Origin of the sequence: Cupriavidus sp. UME77 (assembly GCF_014170355.1) — a bacterium.
GTDB lineage: Bacteria > Pseudomonadota > Gammaproteobacteria > Burkholderiales > Burkholderiaceae > Cupriavidus > Cupriavidus basilensis.
In genome coordinates this window covers 46,998-72,665 of the sequence record NZ_LZZU01000012.1, presented here as the reverse complement: position 1 = coordinate 72,665, position 25,668 = coordinate 46,998, and the positions used below count along the sequence as shown (strand labels likewise).

General features: G+C 66.2%; 19 protein-coding genes. 13 read left to right on the top strand and 6 right to left on the bottom strand.

Annotated elements, in window-relative coordinates:
• Entirely contained in the window at positions 1-3,114 is a 3,114-nt protein-coding gene (locus A9975_RS05145; RefSeq protein WP_183031672.1) for an efflux RND transporter permease subunit, read from the bottom strand.
• 9 nt (positions 3,115-3,123) lie between these two features.
• A complete protein-coding gene (locus tag A9975_RS05140; protein WP_183031671.1) occupies positions 3,124-4,320 on the bottom strand; it encodes an efflux RND transporter periplasmic adaptor subunit in 1,197 nt (398 codons plus the stop codon).
• 512 nt (positions 4,321-4,832) lie between these two features.
• Between A9975_RS05140 and hpnD the strand changes: the two genes are divergently transcribed.
• The 3 genes from hpnD (at position 4,833) to A9975_RS05125 (ending at position 8,013) form a co-directional block, all read left to right on the top strand.
• A complete protein-coding gene (hpnD, locus tag A9975_RS05135; RefSeq protein ID WP_183031670.1) occupies positions 4,833-5,669 on the top strand; it encodes a presqualene diphosphate synthase HpnD in 837 nt (278 codons plus the stop codon).
• A gap of 79 nt (positions 5,670-5,748) precedes the next feature.
• The gene (locus tag A9975_RS05130; protein WP_183031669.1) at positions 5,749-7,023 is read left to right on the top strand and encodes a Zn-dependent hydrolase; all 1,275 of its coding nucleotides are present in this window, start codon (positions 5,749-5,751) and stop codon (positions 7,021-7,023) included.
• Positions 7,024-7,116: 93 nt separating this feature from the next.
• Positions 7,117-8,013 (top strand): SMP-30/gluconolactonase/LRE family protein, encoded by an 897-nt coding sequence (locus tag A9975_RS05125; protein ID WP_183031668.1) that lies wholly within the window; start codon positions 7,117-7,119, stop codon positions 8,011-8,013.
• Positions 8,014-8,131: 118 nt separating this feature from the next.
• On the opposite strand, the gene A9975_RS05120 is transcribed toward A9975_RS05125, so the two are convergent.
• On the bottom strand, positions 8,132-8,473 hold the full coding sequence (locus A9975_RS05120; protein ID WP_255503064.1) for a hypothetical protein: 342 nt from the start codon (positions 8,471-8,473) through the stop codon (positions 8,132-8,134).
• A 255-nt stretch (positions 8,474-8,728) separates the two neighbouring features.
• Between A9975_RS05120 and ompR the strand changes: the two genes are divergently transcribed.
• From ompR to A9975_RS05090, 6 genes are all read left to right on the top strand, one after another.
• Positions 8,729-9,451, top strand: a complete 723-nt coding sequence (gene ompR / locus A9975_RS05115; protein WP_006576352.1) for a two-component system response regulator OmpR — start codon at positions 8,729-8,731, stop codon at positions 9,449-9,451.
• A 13-nt stretch (positions 9,452-9,464) separates the two neighbouring features.
• Positions 9,465-10,814, top strand: coding sequence for a sensor histidine kinase (locus A9975_RS05110; protein ID WP_150990620.1), 1,350 nt, complete (start codon positions 9,465-9,467; stop codon positions 10,812-10,814).
• A gap of 938 nt (positions 10,815-11,752) precedes the next feature.
• Positions 11,753-13,054 (top strand): MFS transporter, encoded by a 1,302-nt coding sequence (locus tag A9975_RS05105; protein ID WP_183031667.1) that lies wholly within the window; start codon positions 11,753-11,755, stop codon positions 13,052-13,054.
• Positions 13,055-13,353: 299 nt separating this feature from the next.
• The gene (locus A9975_RS05100) at positions 13,354-13,902 is read left to right on the top strand and encodes a peroxiredoxin (protein WP_043345420.1); all 549 of its coding nucleotides are present in this window, start codon (positions 13,354-13,356) and stop codon (positions 13,900-13,902) included.
• A gap of 141 nt (positions 13,903-14,043) precedes the next feature.
• On the top strand, positions 14,044-14,565 hold the full coding sequence (locus tag A9975_RS05095) for a carboxymuconolactone decarboxylase family protein (protein WP_183031666.1): 522 nt from the start codon (positions 14,044-14,046) through the stop codon (positions 14,563-14,565).
• A gap of 249 nt (positions 14,566-14,814) precedes the next feature.
• Entirely contained in the window at positions 14,815-15,396 is a 582-nt protein-coding gene (locus A9975_RS05090; RefSeq protein ID WP_183031665.1) for a GNAT family N-acetyltransferase, read from the top strand.
• 24 nt (positions 15,397-15,420) lie between these two features.
• On the opposite strand, the gene ispF is transcribed toward A9975_RS05090, so the two are convergent.
• Together ispF and ispD are read right to left on the bottom strand one after the other, a co-directional pair.
• On the bottom strand, positions 15,421-15,930 hold the full coding sequence (gene ispF, locus A9975_RS05085) for a 2-C-methyl-D-erythritol 2,4-cyclodiphosphate synthase (protein ID WP_150987634.1): 510 nt from the start codon (positions 15,928-15,930) through the stop codon (positions 15,421-15,423).
• Positions 15,931-16,009: 79 nt separating this feature from the next.
• A complete protein-coding gene (ispD, locus tag A9975_RS05080; protein ID WP_220810632.1) occupies positions 16,010-16,810 on the bottom strand; it encodes a 2-C-methyl-D-erythritol 4-phosphate cytidylyltransferase in 801 nt (266 codons plus the stop codon).
• A gap of 265 nt (positions 16,811-17,075) precedes the next feature.
• Here ispD and mfd point away from each other — a divergent pair, with 265 nt between their 5' ends.
• The 4 genes from mfd (at position 17,076) to A9975_RS05060 (ending at position 24,730) form a co-directional block, all read left to right on the top strand.
• Entirely contained in the window at positions 17,076-20,537 is a 3,462-nt protein-coding gene (gene mfd, locus A9975_RS05075) for a transcription-repair coupling factor (RefSeq protein WP_183031664.1), read from the top strand.
• Positions 20,538-20,682: 145 nt separating this feature from the next.
• Positions 20,683-21,888, top strand: a complete 1,206-nt coding sequence (argE, locus tag A9975_RS05070; protein ID WP_174424473.1) for an acetylornithine deacetylase — start codon at positions 20,683-20,685, stop codon at positions 21,886-21,888.
• Positions 21,889-21,987: 99 nt separating this feature from the next.
• A complete protein-coding gene (locus tag A9975_RS05065) occupies positions 21,988-23,292 on the top strand; it encodes an MFS transporter (protein WP_183031663.1) in 1,305 nt (434 codons plus the stop codon).
• A gap of 61 nt (positions 23,293-23,353) precedes the next feature.
• Entirely contained in the window at positions 23,354-24,730 is a 1,377-nt protein-coding gene (locus tag A9975_RS05060; RefSeq protein WP_183031662.1) for an amidohydrolase, read from the top strand.
• A gap of 22 nt (positions 24,731-24,752) precedes the next feature.
• On the opposite strand, the gene A9975_RS05055 is transcribed toward A9975_RS05060, so the two are convergent.
• Complete coding sequence (locus tag A9975_RS05055) at positions 24,753-25,661, bottom strand: LysR family transcriptional regulator (RefSeq protein ID WP_183031759.1); 909 nt, start codon at positions 25,659-25,661, stop codon at positions 24,753-24,755.
• Positions 25,662-25,668 lie beyond the last annotated feature (7 nt).

The following is a 25,668-nucleotide window of genomic DNA, read 5'->3' as shown; positions in this document are numbered from 1 at the left end:
TCAGCGTGCCAGCACCGAGCCGCCCGGCTCCGGCGCCTTGACCCGGAACCAGGCCGCATACAGCGCAGGCAGGAACAGCAGCGTCAACGCCGTGGCAATCACCAGCCCGCCCATGATGGCGACCGCCATCGGCCCCCAGAACACGGAGCGCGACAGCGGGATCATGGCCAGCACGGCCGCTGCCGCGGTCAGGATGATAGGGCGGCAACGCCGCACGGCGGATTCGACGATGGCATCCCACACCGGCTCGCCGGCACGGATGTCCTGCTCGATCTGGTCGACCAGGATCACCGAGTTGCGGATGATCATGCCGAGCAGCGCGGTGATGCCAAGCTGCGCGACAAAGCCCATCGGTGCGTTGAGCAGCAGCAGCGTGGCGGCGGCGCCGATCAGGCCAAGCGGCCCGGTCAGGAACACCATCAGCGAGCGCGAGAAGCTGTGCAGCTGCAGCATCAGCAGCGTGAAGATCAGGAAGATGCACAGCGGCAGCTGCGCGGCAATCGACGCGCCGGCCTTGCCGCTTTCTTCTTCCGCCCCGGCCACCGTAATGCGGTAGCCCGCCGGCAGCTGCACGCGCAGCTTATCCAGCTTGGGATTGATCTGTGCCGTCACGGTGGGGCCCTGGATGCCTTCGACCACGTCGGCCTGCACGGTCACGCCAAAGTCGCGGTTCTCGCGCCAGATCACGCCCGGCTCGGAGCGAAAAGCAATGCGCGCGACCTGGGTCAGCGGCACCACGCGGCCGCTGGCGGTGGGCACCTGCACGTTCTGCAGGTCGGACATGGCGTCGCGCTCGTTGCGCGGTGCGCGCATCAGGATATCGATCAGCTTGTCGCCATCGCGGTATTGCCCCACCGCCACGCCGGTCAGCACCGTCTGGGTCACCCGCGCAATCGCGGTGGTACTGACGCCGAGCGCACGCGCTCGATCCTGGTCGATGTCCAGGCGCAGCACCTTGACGCTCTCGTTCCAGTTATCGTTGACCCCCACGGTGTTGGGGTTGGCGCTCATCACCGCCCTGACCTCGTCAGCCAGCTTGCGCACGCCGGCGGCGTCCGGCCCGATCACGCGGAACTGAACCGGATACGGCACGGGCGGGCCATTCGGCAGCAGCTTGACGCGGCCGCGCAGCTGCGGGAAATCGCGCGCCAGCAGGTCCACGACGCGCTGGCGCACCCGGTCGCGCAGCGCGACTTCGGCCGGCATCACGATCACCTGCGCCACATTGGTCTGCGGGAAGATCTGGTCCAGCGGCAGGTAGAAGCGCGGCGCGCCGCTGCCGACGAACGTGGTCAGGCTAGCGATCTCGCGGTCCCCGCGCAGCGCGGCCTCGAAGCGCCTGGCCTCGGCCTCGGTCTGCGCAAAGCTGGTGCCCTCCGGCAGCCACAGCTCGACCATCAGCTCCGGCCGGCTCGAGTCCGGGAAGAACTGCTTCTCCACAAACTTGAAGGCGTAGAGGCCGAGGCCAAAAGCCACCAGCGTGATGGCGATCACCGTCTTGCGCCACGTCACGCACCAGTGCACCAGGCGGCGAAAGCGGTTGTAGAACGGCGTATCGAACACCTCGTGCTGCTCGCCCTCGCCGGCGGGCCGCGCCTTGAGCAGCAGGTAGCCCAGGTAGGGCGTGAAGTAGACCGCGGCCAGCCACGACAGCACCAGCGCCATCGCGGTCACGGCGAAAATGGCGAAGGTGTACTCGCCCACGGTGGAGCGCGCCAGCCCCACCGGCAGGAAGCCGGCGGCGGTGATCAGCGTGCCGGTGAGCATCGGCATGGCGGTGGAGCTGTAGGCGAAGGTGGCGGCTTCCATCTTGGAGAAGCCCTCCTCCAGCTTGCGCACCATCATCTCCACGGCGATGATGGCATCGTCGACCAGCAGCCCCAGCGCCACGATCAGCGCCCCGAGCGATATCTTGTGCAGGCCGATGCCAAAGATGTTCATGAACAGGAACGTGACGGCGAGCACCAGCGGAATGGTCAGCGCCACCACCAGGCCCGGGCGCACGTCGATGCGCAGCGGCTTGGTATGCAGCCCGAGCGAGACAAAGCTCACGCCCAGCACGATCACCACGGCCTCGATCAGCACGTGCACGAACTCGCCCACCGACCGCTCCACGGCCTCTGGCTGGTTTTGCACCTGGTCCAGCTCGATGCCGACCGGCAGCTGCCCGCGCAAACCGTCCGTTGCGGCACGCAGGTTCTTGCCCATGGCGATGATGTCGCCGCCGCGCTCCATCGAGATGCCCAGCCCGATCACCTCCTTGCCCTGGAAGCGCATCTTGCTGGCCGGCGGATCGACATAGCCTCGGTACACGTGGGCGATATCGCCCAGGCGGATATTGGCAATGCCGTTGGGGCCGCGCAGCACCAGGTTCTCCAGGTCGGCCACGTTGGCGAACTGGCCCGACAAGCGCACCTGCAGGTTGTCTCCCGGGGTCACCAGCACGCCGCTGGCGGTCATGCTGTTTTGCTGCGAGATCTGGTCGGCGATCGCGTTGATGTCCAGCCCGAGCTGGGCAAAGCGCGCCTGGTTGAATTCGATGTAGACCTTCTCGTCCTGCAGCCCGATCAGCGACACCTTGGCGACCGACGGCACACGCAGCAGTTGCTGGCGCACCAGGTCGGCGTACTCGCGCAGCTCCTTGTAGTTGAAGCCGTCGGCCGAGAGCGCGTAGATGGAGCCATATACGTCGCCGAACTCGTCATTGAAGAACGGCCCGCGCACGCCCGGCGGCAGCGTCTGCGCGATGTCGCCGACCTTCTTGCGCACGGTGTACCAGATCTGCGCGGTGTCCTTGGCCGGCGCGGTGTCCTTGAGCTGGAAGATCACGGTGGTCTCGCCGGGCTTGGAGAAGCTGCGGATCTTGTCGGCGTAGGGCACTTCCTGCAGCTGGCGCTCGATCTTGTCGGTGACTTGCACCGCGATCTGCTCGGCGGTGGCGCCGGGCCAGAAGGCCTGCACCACCATCACCCGGAAGGTGAAAGGCGGGTCTTCGTCCTGACCGAGCTGGAAAAAGGCAAAGAGCCCACCCAGCAACAGCACCACCAGCAGGTAACGGGTCAGCGGCTGGTGCTCCAGGGCCCAGCGGGACAGGTTGAAACGGGAATGATCCATGCCGGCGCCTTAGTTGCGCACGGCCGGCGCGGGCACCACGGCCTGCAGCGGCTTGACCTTCTGCCCGGGCTTGAGCAGGTGCACGCCCGCGGTGACGATGGTCTGGCCGGGCGACAGCCCCTGCCTGACCTGGATCTCGTTGCCCTGAAGCTCGCCCAATGTCACGTTGACCGGCTGCACGGTGCCCGTTGCCGCGTCATACACCCAGACCTGGTTGCTGCCCTGCTTTTGCAGCAGCGCGGGCAGCGGCACCCGCAGCGCGGTATCGTCGCCGGTACGGGTGAAGGTGACCACGGCGGTCATGCCGAACTTGAAGTCGGCCGGTGGATTGGGCACGCTGATGCGCGCGGCGTAAGTGCGCGTCACCGGGTCGGCCATTGGCGAAATCTCGCGCACGCGGCCCGGCAGCGGCCGGCTGGGCTCGGCCCAGGTGCGCACGGTGACGTCGGAGATGCCGCGCAGGCGCTCGACCTGATCTTCCGGCAGGCCAACCGCGACCTCCTTCTCCGCGGTTTGCGCCACCCGCACGACCGACTGGCCGGCCGCCACGACCTGGCCGGCTTCCGCTTCGATCAGCGTCACCACGCCATCGGCGTCGGCGGCGAGCACGCCATAGCCGGTCTGGTTGGATTGGTTGCGCAGCCCCGCCTCGGCCTGGCGCAGGCGGGAGGCGGCGGAGTCAAAGGTGGCCTGGCGGCGTTGCTGCTCGGCCGCGCTGATGAACTTCTTGGCGAACAGCTCGTTGTAACGCTTCAGATCGGCCTCGGCGAGGTCGCGGTCGGTCTTGGCCGCGTCGTACTGGGCCCGCGAGCCGGCTTCCGCCAGGCCGAGGTCGGTGGGGTCGAGGCGGGCAAGCGGCTGGCCCTTGCGCACGGTGGCGCCTACGTCGACCAGGCGCGCGGCAATCTTGCCGCCCACGCGAAAGCCCAGCCGCGACTCGATCCGGGGCCGCACATCGCCCGAGAACTCGAGCTCCGTCTTGCCTGCCCCCGGCTGCAACTGCATCAGGCGCACCGGGCGGATCTCTGGCGCCTTTTCTGCCTGACGGCTGCAACCCGCCAGCGCCACCCCGGCAAGCAGCAGCAGGGTCACCAACGCGCCGCGACCGCGCATGCGCAAGCCGGCGACGAACGCGTTCGCGCTGGAAAGCATGGAAAAAGGCACTTCGATGGCCGCAACTTCCGGCCCGGGATAAGGCACTGGCATGTGTTAAGCGTTAGATCGGTGGCACTGTTGGGGTGGCACTGTTGGCACTGCGGCAGGCATGGCGTGGAGCGGGGCGATTAATAACTCGCCGGTCAGTAATGTAACGGCGTGAAGCCGAAAGCGTCAAATGGCCCGCGCAGGGGGATACCGGAAATGCACTTGTCAAACAGGGCGCTCACCCTGGATCCCAGGTCGGGCGCAGGAATCGCGCCGGGCGCGACCAAATGCCGCAGCGCTGCATATCCGCGCAGGCCGAAGTGCACGACGGCGCCCTTGCCCCTGGCCGTTGCCTCCGGGAGGGCGATGTTACAATCCGGCCCGTCGCCCGCGCTGCCTTGCCCCCCGCCGTGGAATGGCTTGACGACTGGAAATCGCGGCTCTTGGCGCAGGCCCCCTGGCTAGCGCATCGCGCTATCTCGCCACACCGGCTACCGCGCGCCGGCCAGGTTGCCGCGGCGACAGCGCAGGCATAAAGCCCCCCATAGCCCCCATTTCACCGACCCGAGCCTGGCGTGACGCCCGATCAGTATTGCCAAGAGAAAGCCGCGCAGAGCGGCTCCAGCTTCTATTACAGCTTCCTGTTCCTGGCGCCCGAGCGGCGGCAGGCGATTACCGCCCTCTATGCCTGGTGCCGGGAAGTCGACGATGTCGTGGACGACACGCAAGACGCCAGCGTGGCCTATCAAAAACTGGCCTGGTGGCGCAACGAGCTCGCCCAGATGTTCAACGGCGCCCCGACCCATCCCGTGACCAAGGCGCTGCAGCCGCACGCGCAAGCCTATGGGCTGACCCAGCCGATGTTCAACGAAGTGCTCGAAGGCATGGAGATGGACCTCAACCAGTCGCGCTACCTGGATGACATCGCGCTTGCGCGCTATTGCCATTGCGTGGCCGGCGTGGTCGGCACCATGAGCGCCCGGATCCTCGGCCACACGGATCCGCGCACGCTCGAATACGCCGAAAAGATGGGCTTGTCGCTGCAGATGGTCAATATCCTGCGCGATGTGGGCGAGGATGCCCGGCGCGGCCGGATCTACCTGCCGGTAAACACGCTGCAGCGCTTCCAGGTCCCGGTCTCCGAGGTCAACCAGGCCACGCACTCCGATCGCTTCGTCACACTGATGCGCTGCCAGGCCGAGCAGGCCCGCGCGCTGTACCGCGAGGCGCTGGCGCTGCTGCCCCCTGCCGACCGCCGCGCCCAGCGCGCTGGCCTGGTCATGGGCGCGATCTACCAGACGCTGCTGGACGAGCTGGAGGCGAGCGAGTTCCAGGTGTTGAACCAGCGCATCTCGCTCACGCCCATGCGCAAGCTATGGGTCGCGTGGAAAACGTGGATGCGCAACCGCTGAACGCCGCGTCCTGCCTTTTGCACCGCTACCTGCTTTCACTGATTTCACTGCCTTCACTGCCGTCGCTGCCCGAGCTGCCATGACCCAATCCGCCTCCTCCCTCTTCCCGCTAGGCCAGACCATTCTCGACCAGGCCGCGGCGCTGGCCCGCTTCTCGGATATGGAAGGCGGCCTGACCTGCGCCTACCTGACCCCGGCCCACCGCGCCGCGCAGGCCCAGCTGGCGGCATGGATGCAGGCGGCGGGCATGCAGGTCCGTATCGACGCCATCGGCAACGTGATCGGCCGCTACGCCGCCGATCCTGCCGTGGGCGACGGCGCGCGCGTGCTGATGACCGGCTCGCACTTCGACACCGTGCGCAACGGCGGGCGCTATGACGGCCGGCTTGGCATCCTGCTGCCCGTGGCGGTAGTTGGGGCGCTCAACGCGGCGGGCATCCGCCTGCCGTATCACTTCGAGGTCGTGGGCTTTGCCGAGGAAGAAGGCCTGCGCTTCAAGACCAGCTTCCTGGCCAGCAGCGTGCTGGCCGGCCGCTTCGACCCGGCCCTGCTGGATCGTGCGGACACCGACGGCGTGACGCTGCGCGAAGCCCTGGCCGCCTCCGGCCTGCCGGGCGCGGGCGGCGTCGATGCACTGCGCGCCGCGGCGGTAGACCCCGCCACGCTGCATGGCTTTGTCGAAGTCCATATCGAGCAAGGCCCGGTCCTGCTGCACCACGGCCTGCCGCTCGGCGTGGTCACGCAGATTGCCGGCAGCAGCCGCTTCCAGGTCCGCGTCGAGGGCCTGGCCAGCCACGCTGGCACCACGCCCATGACCCTGCGCAAGGACGCCGCGGCAGCGGCGGCCGAGATGGTGCTGCTGGTGGAGCAGCGCTGCGGGCAAGTGCCGACGCTGGTAGGCACGGTGGGCCAGCTGCAGGTGCCCAACGGGTCGAGCAACGTCATCCCCGCCGAATGCGTGTTCTCGATGGACATCCGTGCCGGCGAAGACAGCATCCGCGAAGCCGCCATTGCCGACATCGTGGCCGGCATCCAGGCCATCGCCGAGCGTCGCGGCCTCAGCGCCGGCGTGGAACGGGTGACCCCCGTCAACAACGCGCCCTGCGCGCGCTGGCTGATGGACCAGTTCGGCGCGGTGCTCAAGAAGCGCGGGCTGGACGCCTTCGAGCTGCCCTCGGGCGCCGGCCACGACGCCATGATGATGCAGCGCATGACCGACGTGGCGATGTTGTTCGTGCGCTGCGGCAACGGCGGCATCAGCCACAACCCGCTGGAAACCATCACGGCCGACGACGCCCAGCTCGCGGCCGAGGTCTTCGTCGACTTCCTGCGGCATTTCCAGCCCCGCGCCTGACCCCCACCGCGGCGCGCTTGCGGTCCCGGCACAAATCGTATTGGATGTAGGCACACCAATCACAAGATCGAAAGATCACAACGGAGACACTGCATGGCGCACCGCGAACTATCGGTCCTGACCGAGGGGCACACCTTTCTGGAAGGACTGCGCTGGCACGATGGCCGGCTCTGGCTGTCGGATTTCTACACCCACCGGGTGATGGCGGTGAGCCTGGATGGCGCCGTCGAACAGATCGCCGAAGTGCCGCAACAGCCATCCGGCATGGGATGGCTGCCGGACGGGCGCCTGCTGATCGTCTCCATGCGCGACCGCAAGCTGCTGCGCCGCGAGCCGGACGGCAGCCTCGTGGTACATGCCGACCTGTCCGGCGTGGCCAGCGGGCACGTCAACGACATGGTGGTGGACCAGCACGGCCGCGCCTATGTGGGTAATTTCGGTTTCGACCTGATGGCCGGCGCCCCGATGCGCACCGCAAGCCTGGCGCGGGTCGACCCGGATGGCTCGGTGACCGTGGTGGCCGATGGCCTGTTTTTCCCCAACGGTTCGGTCATCACGCCGGACGGCAAGTCCCTGGTGGTAGGCGAGACCCTGGGCAATCGCATCTCAGCCTTCGATCTGCACGCGGATGGCTCGCTGGGCCCGCGCCGTGACTGGGCCCTCTTCGGCAGCCAGCCCGCTGGATCGGATCTCGGCCAGGTGCTGGGCGGCGCGAAGGTGGCGCCGGACGGGTGCGCCCAGGATGCGGAAGGTGCCCTCTGGGTGGCTGATGCCATTGGCAATCGCGTATTGCGGGTGATGCCGGGCGGGCACATCGATGAGGAGATTGCCTGCGGGACGGGCATCTTCGCGGCCGCCCTGGGTGGGCCGCGTGGCACCACGTTGTTCCTGGCCGCCGCGCCGAACTTCGACGAGGCGCAGCGGCGCGCTTCGCGCCTGGGCCATATCCTGATGACGGAAGTCGAAGTGCCCCACGCCGGCCTGCCATGAGGCTATGCGGCTGTGAGGCTATGCGGCTATGAGGAGATGGCGCTGAAGTAGGACGGACGCCGATATCGCGCTCGCCGCGCAGCGTGTCAAGCTGCACGCATGTGCGCCTGCCTGGTCCCTAGCCGCCCTGGTACATCTCCCGCCCGAGTTCGTACAGGTTCTGGCGCAGCTTGCGCCGCTCGTCGGGCGAGAGCTTGTCGTTCTGGGGCGTGTGGGGCAGGCGCTCGTTCAAGTCACGCTCGGCGCGGTACTTTCCGGCGCGCGCTCGCGCCTCGTCCTGGCTGTAGCGCTCGCGCTCGTTGCGCGGGGCGGCCTCGCGGGGTGCTGGCTTGCCAGCGCCCGGGAACAAGTGCGCCATGCCGGGCGATTGCGGGTACCCCGCACTAGCAGCAAGCAACAGCGCAACAGTCGCGCCGGCGCGGGAAAGGGTATGCCCGGCGCGCTTGCGGGTGACTTTCATTGATAATGGCGGTTTGGGCTTCGGAAACGGTGGTTACAGGACCGCCGGAAGCCGGACATCCAGTAGCCCCGCCTCGCCACGTCATGGCAGTGAACTACACGGCGGACGCCCACGAAATCCCCGCGGGACTGGCTACGGAAACGGTATGCGGCAGTTTAAACGCAGGGTGGATGCGCGCCTTCATACCTCGGGGTAAAGTATGTAACCTTTTGTTAAGCCATTTTGACCGAAAGCGTTTGTCGCTAAGATACCGCCATGGAAAATACCAGTCACAAGATTCTCGTCGTGGACGACGACCCCCGTCTGCGCGACCTGCTGCGCCGTTACCTTGGCGAACAGGGCTTCACCGTACTGGTAGCTGAGAACGCCACCGCGATGAACAAGCTCTGGTTGCGCGAGCGTTTCGACCTGCTAGTGCTCGACCTGATGATGCCCGGTGAAGACGGCCTGTCGATCTGCCGGCGCCTGCGCGGCGCCAACGACCAGACGCCCATCATCATGCTCACCGCCAAGGGCGAGGACGTCGACCGCATCGTCGGCCTCGAAATGGGCGCCGACGACTACCTGCCGAAGCCCTTCAACCCGCGCGAACTGATCGCGCGGATCCACGCCGTGCTGCGCCGCAAGGGCCCCGCCGAAGTCCCCGGCGCACCTTCGGAAACCCCGGAAACCTTCGCCTTTGGCGATTTCGTGCTGAATCTCGCTACCCGCACGCTGACCAAAAATGATGAAGAGATCACCCTGACCACCGGCGAATTCTCGGTGCTCAAGGTCTTCGCCCGGCATCCGCGCCAGCCGCTGTCACGCGAGAAGCTCATGGAAATGGCGCGCGGCCGCGAGTACGAGGTATTCGACCGCAGCCTGGACGTGCAGATCTCACGGCTGCGCAAGCTGATCGAGCCTGATCCGGGCAACCCGCGTTTTATCCAGACGGTCTGGGGTCTGGGCTACGTCTTCATCCCCGATGGCGTGAAGTAAGGCGCCGCGCATCGTGGCGACTGTCATCAGCCGCACGGCTACGCGCCTGTTCGGTTCGCTGTTCTGGCGAACCTTCATGCTGATCGCCCTATTGCTGGCGATCTCCCTGGGTATCTGGTTCCAGAGCTATCGGCTCTTCGAACGCGCGCCGCGCGCCCAGCAGATCGCCATGCAAGTGGTCAGCGTGGTCAAGCTCACGCGCGCCGCCCTGCTCTATTCCGATCCCGCGCGGCGGCGTTTCCTGCTGCTCGACCTGGTGCAAAACGAGGGCATCAAGGTCTACCCGCGCGAGAAAGACGACGATTTCTCCGTGCCCACCACGAACCCCTTCCTGACCCAGCTGGTGCAGCAGGAGATTCGCAGCCGGCTCGGCGAAGGGACCGTGATCGCCACCACCGTGAACGACATTCCCGGCGTATGGGTGAGCTTCGAGATCGAGGGCGACGATTACTGGGTGGCGATCAGCCCCGAACGGTTCGAGCGCGTGCCCGGCATCCAGTGGCTCTGGTGGAGCATCGCCGCGCTATTGCTGTCGATCATCGGCGCAGCCTTTATCACGTCGCTGGTCAACCACCCGCTCAAGCGGCTGGCCAACGCGGCACGCGCCATCGGCGGCGGCGGCGATCCGCCCACCCTGCCTGAGCACGGCGCGAGCGAAGTGGCGCAGGCCAACCATAGCTTCAACCAGATGGTGCGCGACCTGCGCCAGCTCGACGACGACCGCGTCGTCATGCTGGCCGGCATCTCGCACGACCTGCGCACGCCGCTGACGCGCCTGCGGCTGGAAACCGAGATGTCCCCCGTGGATAACACCACGCGCGAAGCCATGATCGCCGACATCGAACAGATGGACGCCATCATCGGCCAGTTCCTCAACTACGCCCGCCCCGCGCTGGAAACGGTCGAACCCGTCGACCTGTCCGCACTCGTGCAAGACGCCGTCGGCGTCTATGGCGCACACGACGACGTACGCGTCCATGTCCGCGCCGGCGACCCGGTCATGGCTGTCGCCAACCGCATGGAAGTCCAGCGGATCCTGGACAACCTGGTCGAAAACGCCCGCCGCTACGCCAAGGACGAAGACAACGGCGTAGCCGTGGTCGAGATCAGCACACGCATCGAAGACAAGGAAGCCGTGCTGACCGTGGCCGACCATGGCAGCGGCGTGCCGGAAGCGCAATTACCCTTGCTGACCCGGCCCTTCTACCGGCTCGATGGCGCACGCAGCGAAGCCAAGGGCGCCGGGCTGGGGATGTCGATCGTTAATCGAATCTTGCAGCGAAATGGGGGGAGGTTGATGTTGGCGAATCGGCCGCCGCCGGCGACGGGGTTGGTGGTTAGTGCGTTTTTCAGGCGGGCGTAGGTTGAGATGCTGGCTGCAACTGCTTAGCTGCTTAGCTGCTTAACTGCTTAACTGCAAAGTCAAAGGCAGTTTCACCACCCCTGCGGGGCGGCGACCTACTTTTTTGTCTTGCCAAAAAAGTAGGCAAAAAAGGCGCGCCGGATGGGGCGACACCCCCTCGGGATTTCATGAAAAGAGCGGCCGGGACCCAAACTCGCATCGCCTTGAGGCGATACTCAAACATGGGTCCCTCTTTTCCGCTCTTTTCATGAAATCCCGAGGCGCCCCATACGGCCTTGGCACACCTCCACGGCTCGCTTCGCATCGCCGTGGGTGTTTCCCGCCCCTCGGGCGGGAAACACGGCCGACCCAGTGGGATCAAATCACCATTCGGTGTAGCCGTGATTGCCGCCCCCAGGCGGCAACCACCTGCCCGCGATGCGCAGCGAGCCGTCTGGGTTTTCATCTCCCGTTATGGGGCGCCTCGTCGGCAGGCAAAAAGAGCGGAAAAGAGGGGGCCATGTCTGAGCATCGCCTTAAGGCGATGTGAGTTTGGCCCCCGACCGCTCTTTTTGCCTGTCGACGAGGGGGGGGGGTCGCCTCCCCGCAGGGGAGGTGAAACTGCCGTTGACTTTGCAGTTAAGCAGTTGCACACACAGTTGCACGTACAGCCCCCCAAGTTACCGCAAAATCACACCCCCTCCGTACTAACCCTAATCCCCCCATCCCCCTTCATCCCACTGACAGGCTTTCGACAGCGTTTGATATCAAACTGAAAGCCATTTGACAGCGTAATGACAGCCCCCCCGGCGCAAACTTGCCGCCGTTGGCAGCACCCCCAAAGACCAAGCCCAGCCAAGGCCATTTCCCGGAAAAAGGGGAAGCCGCCCCCCTCTGGCGCCCGATCAAAATCAAGCCACCGGAACCAACCGGCGGCAACTGCGAGAGACACCAGCAACATGTCAAGCTCCCCCTCCCAGCAACACGGGTTCCGCACCGTGTTCCGCGTTGTCAGCGGCAACTTCCTGGAAATGTACGACTTCATGGTGTACGGCTTCTACGCCGCCGCCATCGCCAAGACGTTCTTCCCCAGCGGCAACGAGTTCGCCTCGCTGATGCTCTCGCTCGCGACCTTCGGCGCGGGCTTCCTGATGCGTCCGCTTGGCGCCATCATCCTGGGCGCGTACATCGATCACCACGGCCGCCGCAAGGGCCTGATCATGACGCTGGTCCTGATGGCGCTCGGCACCCTCCTGATCGCCTGCGTGCCGGGCTATGCGTCGATCGGCGTGGCCGCACCGTTGCTGGTGCTGGCGGGCCGGCTGCTGCAGGGCTTCTCCGCCGGCGTTGAGCTGGGCGGTGTGTCGGTGTACCTGGCGGAAATCGCCAAGCCCGGCAAGAAAGGCTTCTACGTGGCTTGGCAATCGGCCAGCCAGCAGGTGGCGGTGATCTTTGCCGGCCTGCTCGGCGTGGTGCTGCACTCGATGCTGTCGCCCGAGGAAATGGGCGAATGGGGCTGGCGCATCCCGTTCCTGATCGGCTGCCTGATTGTGCCGTTCCTCTTCCTGATCCGCCGCTCGCTGGAAGAAACCGAAGAGTTCAAGACCCGCAAGCATCGCCCCAGCATCAGCGAGATCTATCGCTCGATGCTGGAGAACTGGCGCATCATCGTGGCCGGTTGCATGATGGTTGTGATGACCACGGTGTCGTTCTACATGATCACCGCGTACACGCCGACCTTCGGCAAGACCGTGCTCAAGCTCGATGACGTCGACAACCTGATCGTCACCATGTGCGTGGGGCTGTCCAACTTCATCTGGCTGCCGCTGATGGGCGCCTTGTCGGACCGCGTGGGCCGCAAGCCGCTGCTGGTGATCTTCACCATCCTCACATTGCTCACGGCCTATCCGGCGGTGTCCTGGCTGGTGGCGGAGCCGTCGTTCGGCCGCCTGCTGATGGTCGAGCTGTGGCTGTCCTTCCTGTACGGCAGCTACAACGGCGCGATGGTGGTGACCCTGACCGAAGTGATGCCGCCAGCAGTGCGCACGGCGGGCTTCTCGCTGGCGTATAGCCTGGCCACGGCCTTGTTTGGCGGCTTCACGCCGGCCATCTCGACCTACCTGATCCACAGCACCGGCAACAAGGCCGCGCCTGGCCTGTGGCTGATGTTTGCCGCTGCATGCGGGCTGATCGCCACGCTGGTGATTTTCCGCGGTGGACGGCAGCATGCCTATGTCGAGCCCGCGGCCAAGACCGCCTGAGGTTCACGAGGGCGGCCCTGCTGGGGTAGACTCGCGGTTCCGGCAGGGCGGCTGCGAACATCGCGGCTGACATCGCGCGGCAATATGGCAGCGCCAACATCACTAACCGGCGCCCGCGCGCGGCCGGCAGCGCGGCTCCCCGCGCTCGGCTATCGGGCTCTTTGAGAATATCAATTAGCCCCGCCCTCCGGGGATGACGCATAATCCATGTTCGTTGCGCGGCAGCCTGGCCCTATCCGCTGGTGATGGCCCGGCTTGCGGCGCGAGCGTCTCTCTTCAACCGTATCCAGGAGCAGTCTATGAAGACCGTTGGTGACAAGATCGAAGCCTTCCACGTCGTCGGTGTCAAGCCGGGTTTCAACAACCACGAAGAGAACGGCCAGTCGGCGTTTGAAGACATCACCGAAAAGTCGTTCGAAGGCAAGTGGAAGATCATTTACTTCTACCCGAAAGACTTCACCTTCGTGTGCCCGACCGAAATCGTTGCTTTCGCCAAGCTCAACGGCGACTTCGCCGACCGCGACGCGATCGTGCTGGGCGGCTCGACCGACAACGAATTCGTGAAGCTGGCATGGCGCCGTGAGCACAAGGACCTGAACAAGCTGGACCAATGGCAATTCGCCGACGTGACCGGCTCGCTGATCGACCAGCTGGGCGTGCGTGACCAGGCTGCCGGCGTCGCTCTGCGCGCTACCTTCGTCGTCGATCCGGACAATGTCATCCAGCACGTGTCGGTAAACAACCTGAACGTCGGCCGTAACCCGGACGAAGTGCTGCGTATCCTCGACGGCCTGCAAACCGACGAGCTGTGCCCGTGCAACCGCGCGGTTGGCGGTGCCACGCTGTAAGCTGTCGACCAGCTGACATGCTGCACAAACTGCCGGTGAGAGATTGCCGGCACTTTGTGACGATCTGCGCGCCGGGCTTCGGCCCGCGCCTCAAAACCCGCCATGGCGGGTTTTTTGAGACCTTACCGATAGGAGATTTGTATGGAATTCCTCAGCACGATTAAAGGCCTTATTCCTGACTACGCCAAGGATATCCGCCTGAACCTCGATGGCACCATCGCGCGCTCCTCGCTCGAGGGCAACGATGCCGTGGCCGTGGCGCTGGCCGCGGCGTTTGCCGCCAAGAGCCGCGTGATCGTCGACGCGATCCGCAACGCGGGCGTGCTCTCGCCCGAGGAAACCAATGCCGTGCTCACCGCCTCCGCGCTGATGGGCATGAACAACGTCTGGTATCCGTTCGTGGAAATGGCCGACGACCAGGATCTCGCGACGCAACCGGCCGGCCTGCGCATGAACGCATACGCCACGCACGGCGGCGTGGACAAGCGCCGCTTCGAGATGTACGCGCTGGCCGCGTCCATCGTCGGCAAATGCCATTTCTGCGTCAAGTCGCACTATGCACTGCTCAAGAACGAGCAAGGCATGACCGCGCAGCAACTGCGCGACGTGGGCCGCATTGCCGCCGTGGTCGTGGCGGCTGCCAACGTCATCGCGGCGGAATAAGGGCGTATCAGGCCATATCAGGCCATCTCGAGGCCTTGCAGGTGGCACGCGCCGGCCCGGCGCGGCCCTGCATGATGCTTCCGGTACTTCCCCGAAAGCCCCGCCGCGCAAGGCCGGCGGGGCTTGCCCAGCATGCCGCGCGCGTCGGCGCAAGCCTGTTGCCAACGCGCCAAGTCGGTAATTCACCGACTGCATTTGTGCACCGAAGGGCCTACAATCCAGCAAGGTCACAGCCTTCGCCCCCCTGCCATGAGCACCCTTCCTTCGCATACCTCCCCCCGCTTTCACTACCGCCTCGCCACCGTGCAGGACTGGGGCGACATCGCCGCCGTGACCCAGCAAGCCTATGGGCAATATGAGCTGGAGATCATGGAGGACTGCCGCGAGTCCTTCCAGCAAGGGATGAAAGCCGTGCTGGCCGCGTCGACGTCGGAAATGGAGTGGTGGGTGGCGGAAACCGATCACGGCATCAGCGGCGCGGTGCTGTTCTGCCATCCCGGCGCCACGTTGCAGGCGCTGGACGGCAGCACCATCACGCTCGCCTTGCCGGAAGCCCGGCTGTTGGCGGTCAGTCCGCAGGCACGCGGGCTGGGGCTTGGCCGCACGCTGATGCAGGTCTGCATCCAGCGCGCGCGCGATATCGGCGCCAGCGCGCTGCTGGTGCGCACCATGCCGGAAATGAAATCCGCCAACCAGCTGTGCCAGCAGATGGGTTTTGTCAAACGCACCGAAGCCGGTGCGCGCTCGGGCCCGATGGCCCGGCTGATCGACTACCTCTACGCGCTCCCGCCCGAACACGCTGGCGCAACCGGAACGGCCGCCAGAATCTGAGCGCCTGCTGCGCTCAGCCCCGCATCAATCCTGCGGGGAGACGATCGTGCCGCGCCAGATCAGCACCACGGCTTGCGCAACGATACCTTCCTGACGCCCCTCGAAGCCCAGCTTCTCATTGGTCTTGGCCTTGACGTTGCAACTGGCGGCGGCCAAGCCCAGGTCCTCCGCCAGGTTCGCCACCATGGCGCCGATATGCGGCGCCAGCTTCGGCGCCTGCGCGATCACCGTCGCATCCACGTTACCGATTTCATAGCCTGCCTCGCGCACGCGCCGCGCGGCCTCGCGCAGCAGGACACGGCTGTCCGCGCCGGCAAAGCGCGGATCGGTGTCGGGAAAGTGACGGCCAATGTCGCCCAGGCCGGCCGCGCCGAACAGCGCATCGGTGATGGCGTGGAGCAGCGCGTCCGCATCGGAGTGGCCCAGCAGGCCGCGGTCGTGGGGAATGTCCACGCCGCCCAGGATGAGCTTGCGGCCCGGCACCAGCGCGTGCACGTCATAGCCTTGGCCGACGCGGATATCGAATGGGGTCATGGGAGCAGTTCTCCTTCAGGATCGGAACGGGGATGGATAGGAATGGGCGGGGATGGCCGGTCATGCACGAGGATGACGCTCAGGGCTTGCCAGCACCCTCGCCCAGCAGCAATTCGGCCAGCGCGAAATCCTCGGGGTAGGTCACTTTGAAATTGCGCAGCGAGCCATTGACCAGGCGCGGATGCAGGCCCAGCCGCTCGATCGCGCTGGCCTCGTCGGTCACCACGGCGCCCGCGGCGAGCGCTTCCTGCAGCGCCTGGCGCAAAACACCCAGGCGGAACATCTGCGGGGTCTGCGCCTGCCACAAGCCCTCGCGCGAGACCGTGGCACCGATGCGCACTACCGCCGCCGACTGCCCGCCGGGAGGCGCATCGGCGCGCTTGAGCGTATCGGGCACCGGCACCGCCAGGATGCCGCCGATGGCTGCGTCGGGACCGTCTTCGTCCGCGCCGTCGCCCTCCACCGCGCGCACCAGCGCGTGGATCATGGCGGGCGTCAGGCCCGGGCGGGCCGCATCATGCACCAGCACCCAGTCACGGTCCGTCGCGCCAAGTTGCGCCAGGTGATGCAGGCCAGCCAGCACCGAGGCATGGCGCGTATCGCCGCCCACGAAGGCAGTGTCAAAACGCAGGCCGGCGAATGCCGCCGCGCCGAAGCGGGACTCCAGCGGCATATCGTCGGGCGCCAGCACCAGCGCGGTGGCGCTGATGGCATCGCAGGCGGCAAAAGCGGCGAGCGCGTACCAGATCATCGGCCGGCCGGCCACGGTCTGGTATTGCTTGGGCAGGCTGCCGCCCGCGCGGCTGCCGGTACCGGCACAGGGAATCAGGGCAAATCGGCGAGCAGACACGGATAGCGTGAGGGACAAGGTGAGCACCATGCCAAGAGCACGGCGCAAGGCTTCGGGGCCCCAGCCATAGGCAGGGGAGCGGGAAGCGCGGCATTGAAAACGCGGATTCGGAGCGCATTCTATAATACGGCCTTCGCTCGCGGACATGCGGGCGTCGATCAGCGCGAGCGCCCACCGGGCGCCGCATGCTTCGCCCACTCCCCGCCCGCTATGCCGGCGGGGTGTCGCTGTTGCATCGCCGCGCTCTTTTTGCCCCGCAACGCCTGAAAGCCGTCAACAAGCCAGCCCGTACCCGATGCCTGAAGCCAATCGCCCCGCCCCCTTCGCCAACCTCCCCTTGGTCAAGGCCGGCCAGCGCTATACCGTGTCCGGCCTGCCCGGCTCCGCCGACGCCCTGGCGCTGGCCGCCTACGCCAGCCAGCACCGCGAGCGTGTACCGATGCTGGCAGTGGTGTGCGCCAACGCGGTCGACGCGCAGCGGCTGGCCGAGGAAATCCCCTGGTTCGCGCCGGGCCTGCGGGTGCGCCTGCTGCCCGACTGGGAGACCTTGCCCTACGACAGCTTCTCGCCGCACCAGGACCTGGTCTCGGAGCGGCTCGCCACGCTGCACGACATCCAGGGCGGCCAATGCGACATCATGCTGGTGCCGGCGCAGACCGCGCTCTACCGGCTGGCGCCGCCCGCCTTCCTGGCGGCCTACACCTTCTTCTTCAAGCAGGGCGAGAAGCTGGACGAAGCCGCGCTCAAGGCGCAGTTCACGCTGGCCGGCTATGAGCATGTCAGCGCCGTGATGCGGCCCGGCGAGTACAGCGTGCGTGGCGGCCTGATCGACCTGTTCCCGATGGGCTCGCCGCTGCCGTACCGGATCGACCTGTTCGGCAACGAGATCGAAACCATCCGCGCCTTCGATCCCGACACGCAGCGCAGCCTGTACCCCGTGAAGGAAGTGCGTTTGCTGCCGGGCCGCGAGTTTCCGCTCGACGATGCCGCGCGCACCGCGTTTCGCGGCCGCTGGCGCGAACTGTTCGAAGGCGATCCGAGCAAGTCGACGATCTACAAGGACATTGGCAATGGCGTGCCGTCGGCCGGCATCGAGTACTACCTGCCGTTGTTCTTTGAAAGCTCGGCCACCGTCTTCGACTACCTGCCCGCCAACAGCCAGCTCGCCTTTGCCGGCGATGTGCCTGACGCCATCCGCCGCTTCTGGGCCGACACCACGCAGCGCTACAACTTCATGCGCCATGACCGCGAGCGGCCGCTGCTGCCGCCCGCCGCGCTGTTCCTGTCGGAAGAGCAGTTCTTCACAGGCGCAAAGCCGCTGGCGCGGCTCGTGCTGCAAGGCACCGCTACCGGCGACACCGTGCCGCTGGCTGAGTCCCTGCCCGATGTCTCGGTCAACCGGCGCGCGGAAGATCCGCTAGTCAACCTGGAAGCGTTGCTGCTGAAAAAAGACCGGCGCGTGTTGATGTGCGCGGATTCCGCCGGGCGGCGCGAAACGCTGCTGCAACTGTTCGGCGAAAGCGGGCTGCGCCCGCAGCCAACCGATGACTACGCCGCCTTCCTGGCGGGAGATTCGCATTTCTCCATCGTGGTGGCGCCGCTGCAAAGCGGCTTTGCCGTGCCCGGCGCGCAAGGGATCGAGCCGCTGGCCTTTGTCACCGAGGCCGAGCTGTATGCCGGCACCGCGCGCCGCACGGGCCGGCGCAAGCAGGAACAGGCCAGCGCCGTGGACTCGATGGTGCGCGACCTGGCCGAGCTCAAGATCGGCGATCCCGTCGTGCACAGCGAGCACGGCATTGGCCGCTACCAAGGCCTGGTCTCGCTGGACCTGGGCCAGGGCGAGGAGGAATTCCTGCACCTGGACTACGAGAAAGGCAGCAAGCTGTATGTGCCGGTGCACCAGTTGCACGTGATCTCGCGCTACTCCGGCGCCGATCCGGACACCGCGCCGCTGCACTCGTTGGGCTCCGGCCAATGGGACCGCGCGAAACGCAAAGCTGCGCAGCAAATCCGCGATACGGCCGCCGAACTGCTCAACCTGTACGCGCGCCGCGCCTTGCGCCAGGGCCATGCTTTCGAGCTGACGCCCAAGGACTATGAGAAGTTTGCCGAGAGCTTCGGCTTCGAGGAAACGCCGGACCAGGCCGCGGCCATCGCCGCGGTGATCGCCGACATGACCTCGGGCAAGCCGATGGACCGGCTGGTGTGCGGCGACGTGGGCTTCGGCAAGACGGAAGTCGCGTTGCGCGCCGCCTTCGTCGCAGTCATGGGCGGCAAGCAGGTCGCCATCCTGGCGCCCACCACGCTGCTGGCCGAGCAGCATTTCCAGAACCTGTCCGACCGCTTCGCCGAATGGCCGGTGCGCATCGTGGAGCTGTCGCGCTTCAAGACCAAGAAGGAGATCGACGGCGCCATCAAGCAGATCAACGACGGCACCGCCGACATCGTGATCGGCACCCACAAGATGCTGTCGGACGACGTCAAGTTCCAGCGCCTGGGGCTGGTCGTCATCGATGAGGAACACCGCTTTGGCGTGCGCCAGAAGGAAATGCTCAAGACCCTGCGCGCCGAGGTCGACGTGCTCACGCTGACCGCCACGCCGATTCCCCGCACGCTGGGCATGGCGCTCGAAGGCCTGCGCGACTTCTCCGTGATTGCCACCGCGCCGCAAAAGCGCCTGGCCATCAAGACCTTCGTGCGCCGCGAGGAAGACGGCGTGGTGCGCGAGGCCATCCTGCGCGAGCTCAAGCGCGGCGGACAGGTCTACTTCCTGCACAACGAGGTCGACACCATCGAGAACAAACGCGCCAAGCTCGCCGAGCTGGTGCCGGAAGCGCGCATCGTGGTGGCGCACGGGCAGATGCACGAGCGAGAGCTGGAGCGCGTGATGCGTGACTTCGTGGCACGCCGCGACAACATCCTGCTGTGCACCACCATCATCGAGACCGGCATCGACGTGCCGACCGCCAACACCATCCTGATCCACCGCTCCGACAAATTCGGCCTGGCGCAGCTGCACCAGCTGCGCGGCCGCGTCGGGCGCTCGCACCACCAGGCCTATGCCTACATGCTGGTGCACGATGTCGAAGGCCTGAGCAAGCTGGCGCAGCGCCGGCTCGAAGCCATCCAGCAGATGGAGGAACTGGGCTCGGGCTTCTACCTGGCCATGCACGACCTGGAAATCCGCGGCGCGGGCGAAGTGCTGGGCGACAAGCAATCGGGCGAGATCCACGAGATCGGCTTCCAGCTCTACACCGACATGCTCAACGCCGCCGTCAAGTCGCTCAAGGCCGGCAAGGAACCGGACCTGATGGCGCCGCTGGCCGTGACCACCGAAATCAACCTGGGCACCCCGGCCCTGCTGCCCAGCGACTATTGCACCGACGTGCACGAGCGCCTCTCGCTGTACAAGCGCCTGGCCAATTGCGAGACGGCCGAGCGCGTGGACGATATCCAGGAAGAGCTGATCGACCGCTTCGGCCGCCTGCCGCCGCAGGCGCAAGCGCTGATCGAAACGCACCGCCTGCGCATTGCCGCGGTGCCGCTGGGCGTGCGCAAGATCGACGCCAGCGACGCAGCCATCAGCATGCAGTTCCTGCCCAACCCGCCGATCGACGCCATGAAGATCATCGAGCTGGTGCAGAAGAACCGCCATATCAAGCTGGCGGGACAGGACAAGCTGCGCATCGAGGCCAAGATGCCGGATGTGGCAGTGCGCGCGCAGACCATCAAGCACACCCTGCGCCAACTAGCCTGATTGGCCTGCCTGGCCTGATCATTGCTCCACAGTACCCGTTTGCGGCGCGCCGCCGCGGCGGGCCACGATGGTGCACCGTGCATGGACCGACGGGCCAGCACGGTGTAGCATCATTTGCTTAACACGTTACCCAAAGCCAACCGCCATGCAAGCCGATACCCTCAGCAAGCCTGCCGATGCCGCAACCCGCGGCAGCGCGCTCGACTGGACCCAGCGCCTTGTCAGCTACGACACCACCAGCCGCCACTCCAACCTCGGCCTGATCGAAGCCGTGCGCGATCATTTCCTGGCCAAGGGCCTGCGCCCCCACCTGAGCTACAACCCGCAGGGCGACAAGGCCAACCTGTTCGTCACCGTGCCCGCCGCCGATGGCAGCACCGATGGCGGCATCGTGCTGTCGGGCCATACCGACGTGGTGCCGGTGGACGGCCAGAACTGGACCACCGACCCGTTCAAGCCAGTGATCCGCGATGGCCGCCTGTACGGGCGCGGCACCTGCGACATGAAGGGCTTCATCGGCACCAGCCTGGCGCTGCTGCCCACGCTGCTTGAGGCCCGGCTGCGTGAGCCGGTGCACTATGCGCTGTCCTTCGACGAAGAGATCGGCTGCATGGGCGCCCCCTACCTGCTGGCGGAACTGCGCGAACGCGGCGTGACCCCGGGCGGGTGCATCGTCGGCGAGCCCACCAGCATGCGCGTGATCGTCGCGCACAAGGGCATCAACGCCTACCGCTGCTGCGTCAAGGGCCAGGCCGCGCATTCGTCGCTCACGCCCAAGGGCGTCAACGCCATCGAGTACGCCGCCCGCCTGATCTGCCATATCCGCGACATCGCCGACGAGTTCAAGGCCAACGGCCCTTACGACCGCGACTTCGACGTGCCCTTCACCACGGCCCAGACCGGCACCATCCACGGTGGCATCGCGCTCAACACCATTCCAGCGCTGTGCGAGTTCGTATTCGAATTCCGCAACCTGCCGGGCGTCGATCCGGAGGCCATCTTTGCCCGCATCCAGGGCTACGCCAACGACGTGCTGCTGCCGAAGATGCGCGCCGAGCATGCCGACGCGGGCCTGACCATCAACAAGATCGCCGCCGCGCCCTCGCTGGACGTGGCCGAGCAGGCCGCCATCACGCAACTGGTGCGCGCGCTGACCGCCGATCGCGACGTCAACAAGGTCGCCTATGGCACCGAAGCCGGCCTGTTCCAGCGCGCCGGCATCCCGGCCGTGGTGTGCGGCCCCGGCGATATCGAGCAGGCCCACAAGCCCGACGAGTTCGTCGCGCTGGACCAGCTCGCCGCCTGCGAGGCCTTCCTGCACAAGGTGGTCGACAGCCTGCGCGTGAACTAAGCCGTTTTTCTCGTTTTTCTCGTTTTCCGTTGTAGCCGGCCCGCTAAAGCTGCGGGCCGGTGGTTGCGTCGTGTCCAAAAAAAATAACCCGGAGACACCATGACAGCAGTATCGGCAAGCGGTAGCAGCGACAGCAGTGCGGCAGCATCGGCCGCGCCCGCCTCGCGCCATCCCTGGCGCGCGGTGATCTCAGCCTCGATCGGCAATGCGCTGGAGTGGTTCGACCTGGTCGTCTACGGCTTTTTTGCCGTCACCATCTCCGCGCTGTTCTTTCCCAACCACGATGAAAACACCTCGCTGCTGCTGACGCTCGGCACCTTCGGTGTGTCGTTCTTCATGCGGCCGCTGGGCGCGGTCGTGATCGGCGTCTATGCCGACCGCAAAGGCCGGCGCGCCGCACTGACGCTCTCCATCCTGCTGATGATGGTGGGCACGCTGATCATCGCGCTGCTGCCCACCTATGCCGCGATCGGCGTCATGGCACCCATCGGCATCGTGGCAGCGCGCATGATCCAGGGCTTCTCGGCTGGCGGCGAATTCGGCAGCGCCACCGCCTTCCTGGCCGAGCACGCGCCCAGCCGGCGCGGTTTCTACTCCAGCTTCCAGGTCGCCAGCCAGGGCCTCACCACCTTGCTTGCCGCGGGCTTTGGCGCGGTGCTCACCACCACGCTCACGCCCGACCAGATGCAATCCTGGGGCTGGCGCGTGCCCTTCCTCTTTGGCCTGCTGATCGGCCCGGTGGCGTACTACATCCGCCGCCACGTCGATGAAACCCCTGAATTCCTCCAGGCCGAGACCACCGAGACGCCGCTGCGCGACACGCTCAGCCACCAGAAGGAGCGCCTGCTGCTGGCCATGGGCGTGGTCATCGTCGCAACAGTATCGACCTACCTGGTGCTGTACATGCCCACCTATGCGGTCAAGCAGCTCGGCCTGCCGCCCTCGGCGGCGTTTGCCGCCACGCTGGCCACGGGCGTGGTGCAGATGCTGTTTGCCCCGCTGGTCGGGCACTGGTCGGATCGCTATGGCCGCATCCCGCCCATGCGCCTAGCCGCGCTGCTGTTGCTGCTGTCGATCTGGCCGCTGTTCTGGCTGCTCAGCCACTATCCCGGCTTCGGCGTGATGCTGGCGGTGCAGGTGGTGCTGGGTCTGATGATGACGTTGTACTTCGGCGCGCTGCCCGCGCTGGCGTCGGAGATCTTCCCGGTCAAGACGCGCACCACGGGACTCTCGCTCTCGTACAACATCGCGGTGACGCTGTTCGGCGGGTTCGCGCCCTTCATCCTGACCTGGCTGATCGGTGCCACCGGCAGCAAGCTGGCGCCGAGCTTCTACCTGATGGCCTGCGCGGCGATCAGTCTGGTGGCGCTGGCCCAGACGCGCACGCGCCTGGGCATCCGCTAGCCGCGTAAGCGTTCGTTCCTGCATCCTGTTCCATCACGAAGAAATAAAAAAAGGAGTCTTCATGGCAGCACGCCAAGCCCATTCCCCTGCCGCGCTGCGCGCCGGCGTTTCCGCCCTCGCACTCACCGCCGGCCTGCTGTGCCTGGCACCCGCCGCCGCGCAGGCGCAAGCCACCGGCAGCGAGAGCCTGCAGGCGCAGATCGAGACGCGCGCCAAGGCCGTCGAAGCCCAGCTGATCGCCTGGCGCCGCGACATCCACCAGCATCCCGAACTTGGCAACTATGAAGTCCGTACCTCCAGGCTGGTGGCGGACCATCTGCGCAAGCTCGGCATGGAAGTAACGACGGGGGTCGCCAAGACCGGCGTGGTGGGTGTGCTCAAGGGCGGCAAGCCGGGCCCCGTGGTGGCGCTGCGCGCGGACATGGATGCGCTGCCGGTGAAGGAGCGCGTGGACGTGCCCTTCGCCTCCAAGGCCAAGGGGCAGTACCTGGGCAAGGAAGTGGACGTGATGCATGCCTGCGGGCACGACACCCACGTCGCCATCCTGATGGCCACGGCCGAGGTGCTGGCCGGCATGAAGGACCAGTTGCCCGGCACGGTCAAGTTCATCTTCCAGCCGGCCGAGGAAAGCCCGGCGGATTTCGAGCCCAATGGCAGCAATATGTGGGGCGCCAAGCAGATGGTGGCTGAGGGCGTGCTGGACAATCCCAAGGTGGACGCCATCTTCGGCCTGCACGTGAGCAGTGGCATCGAGTCGGGCAAGCTGGCCTGGCGCAGCGGCCCGTCGATGGCCGCCGCCGACCAGTTCTGGATCGACGTCAAGGGCCGCCAGACCCATGGCGCGCGCCCCTGGGGCGGCATCGACCCGATCGTGGTGGCCTCGCAGATCGTCATGGGCCTGCAGACCATCCAGAGCCGCCAGGTCAATGCCATGCTGGAGCCTTCGGTGATCACGGTCGGCACCATCCACGGGGGCAACCGCATGAACATCGTGCCGGAGAAAGTCGAGATGATGGGCACGGTGCGCACCTATGACGAAGGCATGAAAAAGGACATCCATGCCCGCATGAAGCGCACCACCGAAGCCATCGCCAGCAGCGCCGGCGCCGAGGCCACCTTCAAGGTCGTGGAGCTTTACAACGCCACCGTCAACCAGCCCGCGCTGACCGACAAGATGGCGCCCACCCTCAAGCGCGTGGCCGGCGACGGCAACTGGATGATCGCGCCCAAGGCCACGGCGTCGGAGGATTTCTCCTTCTATCAGGAGAAGGTGCCGGGGTTGTTCTTCAACCTGGGCGTCACGCCCAAGGGCGTGGACGTGGCCAAGGCGGCATCCAACCACTCGCCGGAGTTCTATGTGGATGAGGCCGCATTGGTGAATGGGGTCAGGGCGCTAGCTGGCCTGACGGTCGACTATATGACGATGGCGCAGCGATAAGGGCGATTGCCGGACACGTTGTTCAGAGCTTCGGAAACGCCTTGACCACGTGCCGCAGCAGACTGTTGGCGACCGGGGAAAGCGGCCGTCCGGCTCGCGTGACGACGTGGATCCGGCTGTTGTTCAGGATGGGATTGGCAAGCGGCAGCGATACCAGGTCGGCGAACTGTGCGCCCTTTAGCGGAATCGAGCGCGGCGTCATGATGTAGCCGAGCCCCATCGCTGCAAATTCCCACAGCACCTTGAACGAGTTGGTGACGAGCATCGGCTTCAGGGTGATGTGCTCGTCCAGTTCCGCCGCCTGCACGTGCTTGCGCACGCCGAACGACTCGACCAGCGCCGCGCCCTGGTGCGGCGCCAGTTCCGCCAAGGTCAGCGCACTGCGGTGGTGCGCCAGGGGGTGGTCCTTGCTCACGTGAACGCGGATCGGGGCCAGCCGCGAATAGTGCGAGCGCAGGCGCGCGTCGTTGGGCGGCTGGAACACCAGGCCAATGTGCGCCATGTCTTCCACGATGCAGCGGACCGTTTCCTCGGTCCCGGCCACCCGGACGTTGTAGGTCACATCGGGATGCCCGACCAGGAAGTCGCGCAGCACCGGCTCGAGCACCATGTCGATGAAGCCCTCGCCGAATATCAGCTCGATGTGCCCGCGCTTGGCGTTCTTCAGGCTGTTGACCTCGGCGAGGAATGTGTCGTGCAGGTCCTGCTGGCGGCGGGCGAACAGGGCGAGCATGCGCCCGGCGTCGGTGACGACGACGCCCCGCCCGCGCCGCTCCAGCAGCGTCAGGCCCGTGTCCTGCTCCAGTTTGGCCACGGCGCGACTCACCATCGACGGGTCCACCGAGAGCACATCCGCCGCGCCACGCACCGACCCCGTCTCGATGATCTGGAGCAGGCACAGCGCCCGCTTCCGATCCAGCACGTCTCCCATCCGTTCT

What these genes read in the sequence shown, in the direction of transcription:
- A9975_RS05145 (WP_183031672.1), bottom strand. Translation starts at nt 3,114, where the DNA reads ATGGATCATTCCCGTTTCAACCTGTCCCGCTGGGCCCTGGAGCACCAG.
- A9975_RS05140 (WP_183031671.1), bottom strand. Translation starts at nt 4,320, where the DNA reads ATGCCAGTGCCTTATCCCGGGCCGGAAGTTGCGGCCATCGAAGTGCCT.
- A9975_RS05130 (WP_183031669.1), top strand. Translation starts at nt 5,749, where the DNA reads ATGACCCAATCCGCCTCCTCCCTCTTCCCGCTAGGCCAGACCATTCTC.
- A9975_RS05125 (WP_183031668.1), top strand. Translation starts at nt 7,117, where the DNA reads ATGGCGCACCGCGAACTATCGGTCCTGACCGAGGGGCACACCTTTCTG.
- A9975_RS05120 (WP_255503064.1), bottom strand. Translation starts at nt 8,473, where the DNA reads ATGAAAGTCACCCGCAAGCGCGCCGGGCATACCCTTTCCCGCGCCGGC.
- ompR (WP_006576352.1), top strand. Translation starts at nt 8,729, where the DNA reads ATGGAAAATACCAGTCACAAGATTCTCGTCGTGGACGACGACCCCCGT.
- A9975_RS05105 (WP_183031667.1), top strand. Translation starts at nt 11,753, where the DNA reads ATGTCAAGCTCCCCCTCCCAGCAACACGGGTTCCGCACCGTGTTCCGC.
- A9975_RS05100 (WP_043345420.1), top strand. Translation starts at nt 13,354, where the DNA reads ATGAAGACCGTTGGTGACAAGATCGAAGCCTTCCACGTCGTCGGTGTC.
- A9975_RS05095 (WP_183031666.1), top strand. Translation starts at nt 14,044, where the DNA reads ATGGAATTCCTCAGCACGATTAAAGGCCTTATTCCTGACTACGCCAAG.
- A9975_RS05090 (WP_183031665.1), top strand. Translation starts at nt 14,815, where the DNA reads ATGAGCACCCTTCCTTCGCATACCTCCCCCCGCTTTCACTACCGCCTC.
- ispF (WP_150987634.1), bottom strand. Translation starts at nt 15,930, where the DNA reads ATGACCCCATTCGATATCCGCGTCGGCCAAGGCTATGACGTGCACGCG.
- ispD (WP_220810632.1), bottom strand. Translation starts at nt 16,810, where the DNA reads ATGGTGCTCACCTTGTCCCTCACGCTATCCGTGTCTGCTCGCCGATTT.
- mfd (WP_183031664.1), top strand. Translation starts at nt 17,076, where the DNA reads ATGCCTGAAGCCAATCGCCCCGCCCCCTTCGCCAACCTCCCCTTGGTC.
- argE (WP_174424473.1), top strand. Translation starts at nt 20,683, where the DNA reads ATGCAAGCCGATACCCTCAGCAAGCCTGCCGATGCCGCAACCCGCGGC.
- A9975_RS05065 (WP_183031663.1), top strand. Translation starts at nt 21,988, where the DNA reads ATGACAGCAGTATCGGCAAGCGGTAGCAGCGACAGCAGTGCGGCAGCA.
- A9975_RS05060 (WP_183031662.1), top strand. Translation starts at nt 23,354, where the DNA reads ATGGCAGCACGCCAAGCCCATTCCCCTGCCGCGCTGCGCGCCGGCGTT.
- A9975_RS05055 (WP_183031759.1), bottom strand. Translation starts at nt 25,661, where the DNA reads ATGGGAGACGTGCTGGATCGGAAGCGGGCGCTGTGCCTGCTCCAGATC.